The organism is Pseudoalteromonas sp. GutCa3 (assembly GCF_002836155.1).
GTDB lineage: Bacteria > Pseudomonadota > Gammaproteobacteria > Enterobacterales > Alteromonadaceae > Pseudoalteromonas > Pseudoalteromonas arctica.
Genome location: NZ_PJBK01000020.1, coordinates 1 through 13,360 on the forward strand (window position 1 = coordinate 1; position 13,360 = coordinate 13,360).

Consider the following 13,360-nt stretch of genomic DNA (forward strand, 5'->3'; position numbering starts at 1 on the left):
TTGGTGACTTATTTTTAGTTATGGAAAAAGTGAGTTTGTATTTATTATAATTATATAAAGGCTAATTTTATCAATAACTTTGAATTTCAAAGGAAACTATCAGCGCAATCAACTAATCAAGCACGAAAAAGTATATTAACGTCGATATTAAAAAACACCCAAATTAACATAGACAAATTCAATCTGTTTAATTATCTTGAGCTGCCAAACACATATTATGAGTTTGAGAAAATTTATACCACACTGGAGTGAGCTAAAAAATAGCTTTGAATTGTTGCTAATTAAGCTTAGACCCTGCTTATTATTGTCTTTTAAAGAGGAACTGGTGATGAGCTTTCTAAAAGAGTGAGCGTGCAAATTTGTGACCTCTTTACTTATATTCATACAGGTAATTTACGCCTGTACTTGGATTACAAACTCTAAATAGCATAGACATAAATTTAATCATTTGTTCACGTGAACAACACATAGTATTTATATAAATTTATGATAAGGTTTATGTTTACTTATTGACCTTAAATAACACATGAAAAGATCGCTACTTTTTTTATTAATTATTATTGTCTCTTCTGTGGTGAGTATTCAGTTATTTATTATTCCGCAATTTGAAAACAAGGTGAGGCATCCCACTGAAAAATGGGCGTTAGAGTTTTTAACATCAGGTTCTACCGATTTACTTGCCGACCAACTTAAAGGTATACCTAAAAACGACAGATTAGCTTATTTAAACAATATACAGGCTAATTTTGGCTTTGCGCTTTCTTTGCAAGCATATAATCAACGTGATTTTTCGAGCGAGCAAAACACCTTACTTACAGAAAATAAAATTTTAGGCGACCCATTTGCTGATTTAGTTTATCGAAAAATTGATGACAGCCAGCTCTTAGTTATTGTTAAGCCAAACTCTGTGCCTAAGCATTTAGTAAATGAAGCACAGCGTTGGATGATGGGCACTTTTTATTTACTTAATAATAGGTTAATACAGTACCCTAAAAAAGAGTGGCCGCAGGTTATTGATTCGCTGAGCCATGAATTTGCATATCCCGTGTTGCTCAAAACCTTGAGCGAATTAAATTACACATCGCAGCAAATGGCTGAATTAGAACAGGGCGTGATGGTTTCTATATCATCAAACGATTCTGATTTTATTGGGTATCCTGCCGATATAGTGATGCAACGTATTGGCAATAGCGATCAGGTTATTGTGCTAGGCCCATTTAGCCCTGAGCTAAAAAGTAAAGTTGTGTATATGTTGAGTGTGTTTTATTTTATATTCGGCTTTTTTTTACTGATCCCTATTATTATTTGGTTAATTCCCGGGTGGCGTTCTATGCGATCTCTTAACAAGGTTGCTGCGCTGCTTGGGCAAGGTAAGTTTGAAACGCGGGCTAAGCTTATTCGTTTTAGTCATTTAAATAACTTATCTAAAACATTTAATATAATGGCCGAAAAAATACAGCGTTTAATTTCTTCACATAAAAATTTGGTTAATGCGGTGTCGCATGAGTTACGCACACCTATTGCGCGTATCGAATTTAACTTAGAATTACTTCGTGGCAGTACAACAAACGACTATCAGGTAGGGCAGTTAGATCGTATTGAAATTTCGCTAAATGAATTGAATTTACTTGTGTCTGAAATGCTTACCCACGCTCGCTTTGATAGAGAAGCCCCAACATTAGCATTAGAAACCGTTGAGCTTAATCAATGGATAAAACAAGAGCTAATTGTTTGGCAAGAAGCAAACCCAAAAAAAACAATTACGTTACTTGAAAATGCTGAGTGTGAAGCACTGCTTGATAAGTTTTATATGAGCCGAGCTTTAAGTAATTTGATTCGAAATGCGATTGCTTATGGGCGAGACGTTATTCAGGTAAGTTATCAAAAAGTAGGGAAAGGTTGGTTAATATATGTAGAGGATGACGGCGATGGCGTTGCTAACTCAGCTCGAAGAAAGGTATTTGAGGCATTTTACAGAGAAGATGAAAGTCGTAATTTACAAACAGGCGGAACCGGTTTAGGCCTTGCTATTGTGAAGCAAATATTAGATTGGCATGGTGGTGAGGCGAGTGTTGATGAGTCTTCTTTAGGTGGCGCACTTTTTATTTTGCGTTGGCCTACTAACATGTAATTCACGGATAGGTTTGCAATTAGTTAAAATGATTAGACACATAACTCTGCTTAGTAAGAGATCAATCTTATAATCGTTAAATAGAGCCTGTATATAAGCCGATAGGTATGACATGGAATACGTTATGAAACCAAAAATTTTAGTTGTAGAAGACGATTTACCGTTGGCAGAGTCTATTGATGAGTATTTAACGCTTGAAGGGTATGAGGTTAAAATAGCGGCTAATGGGGAGGATGCGGTTACAACTATTCTACAGTGGCAACCTGCATTAGTTATTTTGGATGTTATGTTGCCCAAAAAAGATGGCTTAACAGTGTGTCGTGAGGTTAGGCCTTTGTACAATGGTTATATTGTGATGTTTACCGCACGAGAAGAAGAAATTGATCAAATTGTTGGGCTTGAAATTGGCGCAGATGACTACTTACTCAAACCGGTAAAACCTCGTTTATTACTTGCTAAAATTAAAGCGTTTTTAAGGCGTGAGCAACCTATGCAAGCTGCTGGGTTGCTCACGCAAGCTAAAGGTTTTATCAGCTTTGGAGAACTCGTTATTGCGTCCCACAATAGAACGGTTACGTTAGGTGGTTTGCCAGTGCAACTTACCGATGGTGAATACGACCTTTTAATACTGCTGGCTAAAAATGCCGGCACGGTTTTGTCTCGTAATAGTATTGTTGAACAGTTAAAAGGTTATTATTATGACGGTATTGAACGTGGTATAGATAACCATATTAGTCAGTTACGCAAAAAATTGGGCGATGATGCGCGTAATTCTTTAAAAATTAAAACGGTACGCTCAAAAGGGTATTTGTTTGTTGTAAGTGCATGGTAAATTATAGGGTTTGTAGCAGTAGCATATTAAAGCTACTGCATTTAAGGCGCTATAAATGTTATTCCTCAGCCATTACTCGTTTACCGTTTTTATCAATAATAAGTAAATAAGAAGCGCCAAAATCTCCAGTGCATAAATCAATAAATTTATCAGCAATTTTTAAACCATTAGCGCAGCTGTTAACGCTTAAGTAATCGGTGATTTTGCCTTTTTCAGTGGTTATTGTTTTAGTATTATCGATTAAAACAGTGTAATTATCGTTAGCAAATAAACGTACATTAAACACGTCTGCATTATTGTTTTGCTTTTTATTAATCACCGAAACAGTATGTTCGCCCGATGCTTTCCAGGCAATAACCCATAGGTTATCGTTATTGCTTAAAGTTTTGGTTATACGCTCTTCTTGGTTTGTGGTAATGCTGTTTTTAACACCTAAATTGATCATATTGTTAATTGCTTTATAGCTGTAACGATAAGTTGTGCTTACTGTGTTACTTGCTACATCGGCTGAAATAATAGTATCGTTATCAAATAGGCCGCTATAACCTGTGCTAATGTTCCTTTTTTTAAGATGAAGATCGGCCATGTAGTCTAGTGAATTTACAAAAGATACTCTTGCCTCATGAGTTAATTTATCATCTAGCTCATCTGAGCTTTCACCACAGCCACTTAAAATAGTTGCAAAGCCAAACAACAATGAAATATGTAGTCCTTTATTATTGGTGTTCATAATAATCTCCATAATTTTTAGTTTTATTGCATTTAGTAACCGATTCTAGAAATGAGGTATTTAAGTCGTAAATTTATAGCTCAAAGGCTAACATATCAGTAGACATGTAATTCTCAGGGCTTGTCTGGTATTGTCATGAATTGTAAGAAGCTGTTAATTTTTTATGTGTTTATCAATTTCGCAGTGAGTTACTTCTTATTTTTATTAATTTTATACAGGCTAATTTTATCAGTAATCTTCCCCCGTTATGTACGCAAGAAAGTGCAAACTCTATTCGTCCCATTGAGTCAGGAATCATGAATACCCAACTAAAAATAGCCACATTTAACCTGTTTAACTACCTTGTGCCACCCAATGCATACTATGAGTTTGAGAAAATTTATACCGCGCAGCAGTGGGCTAAAAAGCAGCGTTGGATTGTTGATTACTTAACAGAACATGCGCCTGATGTGATTGGTTTTCAGGAGGTGTTTAGTATTGATTCGTTAAAAGAGCTAGCTGCTGAGCAAGGTTATAATTACTTTGCTGTAGTTGATACGCCAGAGGTGATTGATGATTTTATTTATAAACGTCCCGTGGTAGCAATTGCCTCTAAATATCCCATAGTTGAGGTAGCAGCGGTTGAACACGATAGTGAGCTCGCAAGTACGCTTGGCCTTAATAGTGAGTTTACTTTTAGTCGTAAGGTATTGAGAGCGACCGTTACTTTACCGCACATAGGCAATACTGATTGTTATGTGGTGCATTTTAAATCTAAGCGCCCGATGATTAATGTTGATGAACACAACAAAGAGCTAGCGCCCGAGCAAAACATAATTGAGATTTTAAAAGCGAATGTAGCGGGTGGTTGGGGCTCAACTATTCAGCGTGGTAGTGAAGCTACATTGCTAATGATACAAATGATTACTCGCCGCGAAGCTACGCAACAACCCATGCTATTAATGGGGGACTTCAATAATGAACTTGCGGATGGCGTATTAAGCCATTTACTGACGAGTACGCTACGCTTTGCACCTGCGTTTGACGCTAAAACCTACCTCGCTAAATATTGTCTAAATGATTCATGGGATTTGTTTGTTAAGTCGCAGCTAAGTAATGATGAAGTGATTAGCGATGAAGCAATAACAAACGATGTACAAAGTGATTGTGATAGCAATAACAGCGAGATTATTGATTCAGCGGATAAAAGCCAAGTAAAAAATATAAATATAACAAAGCCTGCACCGTTAAGGCCGCCGACACATTATTATGGGGCGAGCAGCTCTGTGCTTGATTACATTTTATTGTCGTGTGAGTTTGACGCTAGTTACGATGACAGCTTTTTTGAAGTAAGCGCTTATAACACTTACGACAGGCACTTAATAAACCCCGAGTACGATCGTGATGATTTAACTACCGACCACGGTGTTGTATTGGTTACCCTTAAACTAAGAAGCTAGGTTTTCTCATTTAATAACTTACAGCGTACGATTAAGCTAAAAAAGAATTAAGCTGCAATATGCATAATTATGCTAAAATCATAAATTAACAATTACCCATATTGCAGCGAAACTTGACCTGCAGTCTTTATGTGTATATTTTATCGCCAGAATTTTTGCATTAAATTAATAACAAATCACTAAAATGGTAAATATGGAATTTTACACTTACTCGTATCACACGCGAAAGATGGACTTAACTTCGCAAGTACACACTTTCTTCGTAAATCGAATTTATAATTCTAAATTGTTAGTGAAAGCTTTGCTTTTTGCTTTGTTTATTAGTTTAAGTAGCGCTTACGCGCAAGAAACCACCTCATACAGTTTAATCAATGAATCTAATGCAGGGCTGCTAAAAAGAGCCGAATTACTTATGGATACTGACGTTATAACAAGTATCGAACTAAGTAAGGCGTTGTTGTTACAAGCGCAAAGTGCTGATGACACGTTACTCAGCGCAAAATTACATAACTTATTAGGTAAAGCGAATAAAAAAATAACAATATTAATGAGTCGCTTCATCATTTTTCACAATCCTCGGCTTATTACAGTAAATTAAATGATTCACGCAACCAAATAAAGGCGTCTATTAATTATATAAAAATATTATCAGATGAAAAACGTTATGACGAACTTGCTAACCGCATTGAAACTTTATTACCAACAACGCTTGTGTATGGCGATGAGTTTTTTATAGCACAAGTACTCCTAACAAAGGGGGATTCGTTTTATGAACAAAAAAAATACAATGACGCGATCACGCAATATTCATCTGCTTTAAAATACCTTGTAAATAAAGACGAACAAATACAAAAACAGTTAGGTGAAACGTATAAAAAATTAGCTCAGTCGTATAAGCGCCTTGAAAATAGAGAGCAAACAGCTCATTTTTATACCAAAGCTTTAGAGATATATACTAATTTAGATGATTTAAAGTTGATGGCGCGTACATTAAATACACTAGCAGAAGCGCAGCGCTATTTAGACAACTTAGTTTTAGCCCTTGATTACAGCACTCGTGCATTAGAAATACATAAAGAAATTGACGATCCTGTTGGCTTGGCTAAAGCATTATTAGGTGCTGGTATTATTTATCGACATATCAACCTTTATGAAAAATCACTTAAGCATATAAATGAGGCATATTTATATTATAAAAAAGTAAATAACGTGCTTGGGATTGCTAAAACATCCAATCAAATGGGGCTGCTATACACACGATTAAAGCAGTTTGATCAGGCCGAGATTTTCTATCAAATAACCATTGATTTACCAAAAGGTGTGGTCGAGGAAAAAACGCTCGCGTCGGCCTTAAGAGAAATGGCTGTTATTAACTATGAGTCTGGCGACTTAGAATCAGCGATGAAATTTGCTCAGAAAGCTTACGTAACTTATAAAACCAAAAATCTTACATCCTACATTTCTATAACAGCGCGTATTATTGCTAATATCTATCGTGCCCAAGGGAATAAAAACAAGGCTATAGAGTATTACAAAGAGTCGTTGTCGTTCGCCAGAGAAACGGGCAGTAAGCTTTATGAGATAAAGTCGCTAACAGCGCTTGCGGCGATTTTAATTGGTATTGATACAAATGAGGCGATTTCTTTACTAAAAAGGTCACTCGCTTTATCAACCGAAATAGATGATAAGTTACATATGCTATACGCTTATCGTGAAATTCGAATAGCAGAAAAACAGCGTGGACGAATAAATGAATCACTACGTTACGCGGAAGAAGAAATAGCCCTGACCGGAATCATTCAATACGAAAGAGACGAAAGTAAGCTTGCTCTTGAAAAAGCACATTTGCATTCTCACAAAATGGAAATAGAGCTGGAGACGTTAAGAGAAAAAGAAAAACTCCATCAACTTGAGCTTGAAAAGAAAAACAATGAAATTGAAATATCAGGCCAAGCTAGGGTTATATCAGAGCTAGAGCTTGCAAAAAACAAATACGCGAGTATTGCGCTCGCATTTTTATTAGCCGCTTGTTTAGCTATTGTTTTATTGGTTTATCGAAGCTTTATTGCCTCTAAAAAACGTAATGAAGAGTTAGACTATTTGGCCGCGAGAGACCCTTTAACCAATTGTTATAACCGCCGCATTTTATTTGAGATTATGAATCGCGACTTTTTGAATTTACCTCAGATTGAAGAATATTGTATTTTAATGGTCGATATTGACCATTTTAAAAGTGTTAACGATACTTATGGGCACAGCATTGGCGACACCGTACTTTGTGGCGTTGCCAGTCTTTTACAAGCCAATATACGTACGAGCGATAGCGTTGCCCGTTTTGGTGGCGAGGAATTTTGTATTATTTTACCCAATACGACTCAAGAGCAAGCAATACGTATTGCTGAAGCTATTCGTATTAAAGTAGAAAAAGCGATATTTGATGATATTCCTGTTACGTGTAGTTTTGGGGTTACGTCTATTAAATTTAAAGCCAGAACACCTTCTGAGTTAATTGAACAGGCCGATTTAGCACTTTATGAGGCTAAGTCTTTGGGTCGTAATCAAGTTGTGTTGTGGGATTGTGCGTTTGAAGAGTTTAAGCTTTTTAGATCGGAGTAAACCTAGCAGTATACAGCTCAGTTTTGATGTTATTTTTAAAATCATAACAAGTAAACTTTATACAACGTCGTGAGTTACTTACACATGTAATCAGGCTTATTAAATTAACCCTTTAAATATCAGTGTATTAACTTAGGCTTTAAAATTGCATTCTAAACTAAGTTAAAAAACAAAATAAGGGATTTAGTAATGACTGAAGTTGCACTTTCGGCCTATTTGGCTTTTTATCTCTATTTAATTATGTTGCTTGTACAGTGGGCTGTGGCTACTTTTAGCAAAGCTAAAGAGCCAAATGCTGTACCAGGTAAAATTGACGAGGATTTATCGCACGATAGCTTTATATTTAGAGCGCATCGTACGTTTCATAATACGCTTGAAAACAGCGCATTATTTATAGGTACGGTGTTATTTGCGTTTGTAATTAATTATCAAAGCCCGATTTTTGCTATGTGTATTTGGGTGTACTTAATTGCGCGTTTAATTCACATGGCGCTGTACTACGCTATAGCAACGGAGAAAAACCCAAGCCCGCGTAGTTACTTTTTTTTAATCGGCGTACTTGCTAATGTGGTTATGCTGATAATGATAGGGTTAAGACTAATCTCTTAATTTATAAAAAAGTTATAAACTCTATTTATAACTTTAAACAAAAAAGCGAAGAGCCTTTAAGGCATCTTCGCTTTTTTGTTTAGGTAGCAGCAGAATATAAACCACGTCTACAGTAAGGTAATATTAATGGCTAATCGACGCCTATAAACCCGCCTGTTTGATGTGTCCACAGGGCTGCGTAAATCCCGCCCTTAGCGATTAGTTCTTCATGAGTGCCTTGCTCAACTACGCCGCCGTCATCAAGTACAATTAATCTGTCCATTTGTGCAATGGTTGAGAGCCTATGCGCTATCGCGATTACTGTTTTGCCTGTCATTAAATCATCAAGGCTTGCCTGAATTGCTGCTTCTACTTCTGAGTCGAGTGCGCTGGTGGCTTCGTCGAGTATAAGTATGGGTGCATTTTTAAGTAGCACACGTGCAATAGCAATACGTTGGCGCTGACCGCCCGAAAGAGTAACACCGCGTTCGCCCACTTGAGCATCAAAGCCTTTGTTGCCTTTGCTATCTACCAAGTCGTTTATAAACTCAAGTGCTTTGGCTTGTTTGGTGGCGTTGATCATCTCAGCTTGCGTTGCATCGGGGCGACCATACAAAATATTGTCTTTTACTGAGCGATGAAGCAGGGAAGTGTCTTGCGTAACCATCGCTATGTAGCGGCGTAGGCTTTCTTGGCTAACGTCAGTGATGTTTTGCCCATCAATTTTTATTGTTCCTGAGTCGGTATCGTAAAAACGCAGTAACAAGTTAACAAGTGTTGATTTACCTGCACCAGAGCGGCCGACTAAACCAATTTTTTCGCCAGGCTTAATGTTTAAGTTTAAACCGTCCATTACTGGGCTTCGATTAGTCTCGTTTGCAGCTTTTCCGTAGTTAAAGTGTACATTGTTAAACTCAATGGCACCTTGGCTTACGTTAAGCGTATCGGCATTTTGTTTATCGGCAACTTCAATAGGGTTAGACAGTGTTTTCATGCCATCGGCTACGGTGCCAATGTTTTCGAACAAGCTGCTTATTTCCCACATGATCCACTGCGCCATACCGTTTAATCTAAGCGCTAAACTAACAGCAACTGCAATGGCACCTGCGCTAATTGCACTAAGCGACCATAAATAAAGTGATACAGCGGTAACCGAAAATACTAATAAATAATTTAAGCTTTGAATAACAAAGTTTAGGCTGGTTACCAAGCGCATTTGTTTGTACACAGGCTGTAAAAATACATCCATGCTTTGTTTTGCGTATTGCTCTTCACGCTGGGTATACGAAAACAATTTAATAGTAGAAATATTTGTGTAGCTATCAACAATTCGACCGGTCATTTCTGAGCGCGCATCGGCTTGTGAGCTGGCAATTTTTTTAAGGCGCGGTACAAAATAAAGCTGTACGCAAATGTATAAAACTAACCAAACCAGTAAAGGGATCATTAAGCGCCAATCAGCTTCGGCAACTAAAAATACCATTGAGCCAAAATAAACCACTATGTACATTAATACATCGAGTAGTTTGGTCACTGTTTCGCGAACGGCTAAAGAGGTTTGCAATACTTTGGTGGCTATTCTCCCTGCAAACTCATTTTGATAAAAGCTCACACTTTGGCGCAGTAAATAACGATGCGCTAACCAGCGAATCGACATAGGGTAATTGCCCAGCAATGCTTGGTGCAAAATAGCAGAATGAAAAAATACGACTACGGGCAATACCAGTAAGAGCATAACAGCCATTTTGATAAGTTCTGACTTTTGCTCTACAAACAAGGTTTCGGGTGTGTAGGCCGTTAACCAATCAACAAGCTGCCCCATATAGCTAAATAAAGAAACCTCTAAAATAGCGAGCATGGCGGCGCTGATTGACATTAGCACCAACGACAGTTCCATTCCTTTGGTGTAGTGACGACAAAAAGCAAATAAAGTAGAAGGCGGCTGAGTAGGTTGATCCTCAGGAAATGCTTTTGTCATTTTTTCAAATAATCGATACATTTTAAAAACTTAAATGGCAAATAATGGTGGCTATTATACCATTTAAGTATTTTTAAATGCAGGTTTGTAAGGTATTAATTGTGAATATGCTAGAGCGTTATTAATATAAACTTATGTATAAAAGAACACCTAAAAACACTTCACTGACTTTATAGCATTGGGTTATTTAGGTTTGTACCTTTGCTCATGTATAAATCGTCATATCTGAGGCCACCATTTCCGTAAGGCTTTTTAATTGGGCCTGTATTACAGTTTGCTAAAAAATATATAAGAGGTTGTTCGCGCTTTATTCTAAATTGTGCATTTTTATACACCAGTGTTTGCTTGCTAAATTCACCACCTTTTACGTAAACATCATATTGCTGACCTTGCTCTGAGGCTGCTGCGTTATTAACAACGTACCATACGTCGTACCAGGTATTTGTTTGCAGTGGCTTGGCCGATTGTTTGGTAGTGTAGTTTTGAATGTTGCTATACCCGCTGTCGGTTTTAACCATTAAAGCGCCATCGTTTACAAACCCGTTTGATTCTGTTTTATCGGTTACGCGAAGTGTAGGCTCAAACGCATCGTATGCATGTTTATTAATTAGCTCTGGCGTAAGGTTGCTTAATCCAAAAGCATGGTTATTAGGAAAAGCAGCCACGTTTATACGCATATAAAATGTGTAGGTGTCACCAACTTCAACCGCTTGTGGAAGTTTTGTATAAGAAAGCGCTTTACGATTTCCTACAATGCCCTCAGCCGCAGGCTTTTTTAGTAAATAATGATTTGTTGATGAGTTTGCTTGTTCTGGTTGTATAACTGTTATTTGTGGGTTTTCAACCTGTGGCTTAGTTTCATTTTGGGTATCGACACTCTGCCACTTGCTAAGTGAATTTTCAAAGTCATCAATAAGTAGCCAATCGCTCGATGTATTTTTTTGAATGGTTGAACACGACGCTAACGCGCTTAACAAACATAAAAGTGACATGTGTTTAAAATGCATAATTGGCTCTCAGTAAGTTTAGGTTTTTTGGTTAACCAATTATTGTTTTGGCTATAACTTTAAAGTAAAGTTTATGTAACCAATTTAATGTTTTTATGTCAATCATTAAAGCAATAGGTAATGGCGTGGGAACTGCGAAGATACAAAAATTATTATTCCATTCAGAAAATTAACCAGTAAACTTATCCATTAAATCAACTCAGCAAATTTCAGCTGAGTTTAAAATAATTTAATAGTTAGGATGTTATATGTATACGGGTTCGTGTTTGTGCGGTGAGGTAAGGGTTGAAGTGTCGGGCAGTATAACCAGCATTATTCATTGTCATTGTTCACTGTGCAGAAAAAACAGCGGGACTGCATTTGCAACCAATGGCTTTGTAAATACAGATGACTTCACAATAACTAAAGGGCAAGCAATACTTAGCGAGTATAGTTTTAAAGTAGGGCGTACTCGTTACTTTTGTAAATGTTGTGGCTCGCCGGTTTATAGTAGCAATAATGATGACAAAAGCAGAATACGAATTCGTTTAGGAATATTTGATAGCGATATTACTGAGCAGGTTTTATCGCATAATTTTGTTACGTCTAAAGCTAACTGGGAGAAGTTAGAAACAAGCTTACCGTGCTATGAAAAACATGAACCTGGTCGGTAACGCGTTTTATTCAATGTGGTAAATGCTGTTAATACTTTTATAAAGGTTTGGTGCAAAATTTATAAACACCGGTGAGTTTTGTATTTCATCAACGTTTATATGCATTAATGTTTGCTGGCTTAGTATGATCACTATATTTTTGTATTCGTTAAACTCTATTATCGCTAAGCACTTAAAATGTTGCCTTAAAAGTACTAAAAGCATTTGCAGCTCTTGGCCAGTTTGTGGGTTTAAATTAATGATTACTTGCGTATTTTGCTCACTGCAGCTATTTATATTTTGCCAAAAGCTATCGCTGGTTAAAAAAGGCTGGTGATATTCACCACTAAAAATATCGATAGTGATTACGTTAAAGTGATCAGTGCATTGGGTAATATATTGTTCGGCGCATTGTAAATAGGTGCTGTGCTTAATTGGTAACTTAAAGTGCTGGGCAGCAATTAAGGCAATGTTTGGGTTTATTTCTACCGTGTTAAATGTATTGATGGTGTTTATGTAAGGCGTACTACTTTGCAAGTGATACATAATTCGCTCAAACCCTGCAGTGCCTAAACCTAGATTTAATATATTTAGTGTATCTACCGGTTTAAGTAAAAATAACATCATACACTGGTTTACCGGTACTATTACTTGCTCAGGGTGTATAAGGTTCATAACGCCTTGAATTGTAATGTCTTCATTGGCTTTTTGTGCAAGCGTTAACCACCGGTATTCTTTATTTTGATACACGCATACGGGGCCGTATGCACTTTGCTGCGACTCAATAAGGTTACTTTTAACTGTATCTTCTTTTAGCTGACGCATAACTTAAACTATTAATATATAAACAATGACAGTGTGCCACGAAAAACACATTTTTTAATAGATTATTGTGTAACAAGGTTTGTAATTTAACCTCAAAATATAATATTGTATTAGCAATTAATTAGTTAGACGTTATTCAAGGATTGAAAATGAGAACATTTATTTGCGCTGTTCATTTTGTGTGTGCTCAGTGGATGAAAAAATTAGACTCAAGAAATAAAAATACGGCCATCAATGCTGCAGCATTGTTAGCTATGATATCTACTGTATATAGTTTTCTTTTAGCTATGACGTTTGACATTCACTACTTAGATAAAATAATCAGTACTTTTAAGCAAAACCCTTTACTTATTGGTGCTTTATTTTACGCAATCGTAATTGGAATTGTGTTTTTAATTTTGGGTGATTTTAACGGTTATAAAAGTAGAGTTAGATCTTGTATAAATAAAGGGAGCTTTAAAAAATATATTTTAGGAATAAAGCTGTGGATGTTTGGGTTAATTCCTATGACCGGTATTATGTTGATTGTACGACTCAATTAACTCTCTAAGTATTACTATAACTGCGCTTTAGCGTGCTCCT

At 36.6% G+C, this 13,360-nt stretch carries 12 protein-coding genes; 8 read left to right on the forward strand and 4 right to left on the reverse strand.

Going from position 1 to position 13,360, the window contains the following annotated elements; all coding sequences use genetic code 11:
- Nucleotides 1-526: 526 nt before the first annotated feature.
- Both CXF64_RS02960 and CXF64_RS02965 read left to right on the forward strand, forming a co-directional pair.
- The gene (locus CXF64_RS02960) at nucleotides 527-2,131 is read left to right on the forward strand and encodes an ATP-binding protein (RefSeq protein ID WP_101216231.1); all 1,605 of its coding nucleotides are present in this window, start codon (nucleotides 527-529) and stop codon (nucleotides 2,129-2,131) included.
- Nucleotides 2,132-2,255: 124 nt separating this feature from the next.
- On the forward strand, nucleotides 2,256-2,963 hold the full coding sequence (locus CXF64_RS02965; RefSeq protein ID WP_101216232.1) for a response regulator transcription factor: 708 nt from the start codon (nucleotides 2,256-2,258) through the stop codon (nucleotides 2,961-2,963).
- A gap of 58 nt (nucleotides 2,964-3,021) precedes the next feature.
- Here CXF64_RS02965 and CXF64_RS02970 read toward each other — a convergent pair whose 3' ends face one another.
- Nucleotides 3,022-3,693, reverse strand: a complete 672-nt coding sequence (locus CXF64_RS02970) for a hypothetical protein (protein ID WP_101216233.1) — start codon at nucleotides 3,691-3,693, stop codon at nucleotides 3,022-3,024.
- A 296-nt stretch (nucleotides 3,694-3,989) separates the two neighbouring features.
- Here CXF64_RS02970 and CXF64_RS02975 point away from each other — a divergent pair, with 296 nt between their 5' ends.
- The 4 genes from CXF64_RS02975 to CXF64_RS02985 all read left to right on the forward strand — a co-directional run bounded on the left by CXF64_RS02975 (nucleotide 3,990) and on the right by CXF64_RS02985 (nucleotide 8,357).
- Entirely contained in the window at nucleotides 3,990-5,132 is a 1,143-nt protein-coding gene (locus CXF64_RS02975) for an endonuclease/exonuclease/phosphatase family protein (protein ID WP_198551128.1), read from the forward strand.
- Between the two features lie 229 nt (nucleotides 5,133-5,361).
- On the forward strand, nucleotides 5,362-5,730 hold the full coding sequence (locus CXF64_RS20915; protein ID WP_232783781.1) for a hypothetical protein: 369 nt from the start codon (nucleotides 5,362-5,364) through the stop codon (nucleotides 5,728-5,730).
- Between the two features lie 113 nt (nucleotides 5,731-5,843).
- Nucleotides 5,844-7,748: a tetratricopeptide repeat-containing diguanylate cyclase gene (locus CXF64_RS02980; protein WP_232783782.1), complete on the forward strand. Its 1,905-nt coding sequence runs from the start codon at nucleotides 5,844-5,846 to the stop codon at nucleotides 7,746-7,748.
- 189 nt (nucleotides 7,749-7,937) lie between these two features.
- Entirely contained in the window at nucleotides 7,938-8,357 is a 420-nt protein-coding gene (locus CXF64_RS02985; RefSeq protein ID WP_002963227.1) for an MAPEG family protein, read from the forward strand.
- A gap of 130 nt (nucleotides 8,358-8,487) precedes the next feature.
- Here CXF64_RS02985 and CXF64_RS02990 read toward each other — a convergent pair whose 3' ends face one another.
- Together CXF64_RS02990 and CXF64_RS02995 are read right to left on the reverse strand one after the other, a co-directional pair.
- Entirely contained in the window at nucleotides 8,488-10,335 is a 1,848-nt protein-coding gene (locus CXF64_RS02990; protein ID WP_101216234.1) for an ABC transporter ATP-binding protein, read from the reverse strand.
- 149 nt (nucleotides 10,336-10,484) lie between these two features.
- On the reverse strand, nucleotides 10,485-11,321 hold the full coding sequence (locus tag CXF64_RS02995; RefSeq protein WP_101216235.1) for a hypothetical protein: 837 nt from the start codon (nucleotides 11,319-11,321) through the stop codon (nucleotides 10,485-10,487).
- A gap of 248 nt (nucleotides 11,322-11,569) precedes the next feature.
- Between CXF64_RS02995 and CXF64_RS03000 the strand changes: the two genes are divergently transcribed.
- Complete coding sequence (locus tag CXF64_RS03000) at nucleotides 11,570-11,974, forward strand: GFA family protein (RefSeq protein WP_101216236.1); 405 nt, start codon at nucleotides 11,570-11,572, stop codon at nucleotides 11,972-11,974.
- 6 nt (nucleotides 11,975-11,980) lie between these two features.
- On the opposite strand, the gene CXF64_RS03005 is transcribed toward CXF64_RS03000, so the two are convergent.
- Complete coding sequence (locus CXF64_RS03005) at nucleotides 11,981-12,778, reverse strand: hypothetical protein (protein ID WP_101216237.1); 798 nt, start codon at nucleotides 12,776-12,778, stop codon at nucleotides 11,981-11,983.
- Nucleotides 12,779-12,927: 149 nt separating this feature from the next.
- Here CXF64_RS03005 and CXF64_RS03010 point away from each other — a divergent pair, with 149 nt between their 5' ends.
- The gene (locus tag CXF64_RS03010; RefSeq protein WP_101216238.1) at nucleotides 12,928-13,320 is read left to right on the forward strand and encodes a hypothetical protein; all 393 of its coding nucleotides are present in this window, start codon (nucleotides 12,928-12,930) and stop codon (nucleotides 13,318-13,320) included.
- Nucleotides 13,321-13,360: the final 40 nt, after the last annotated feature.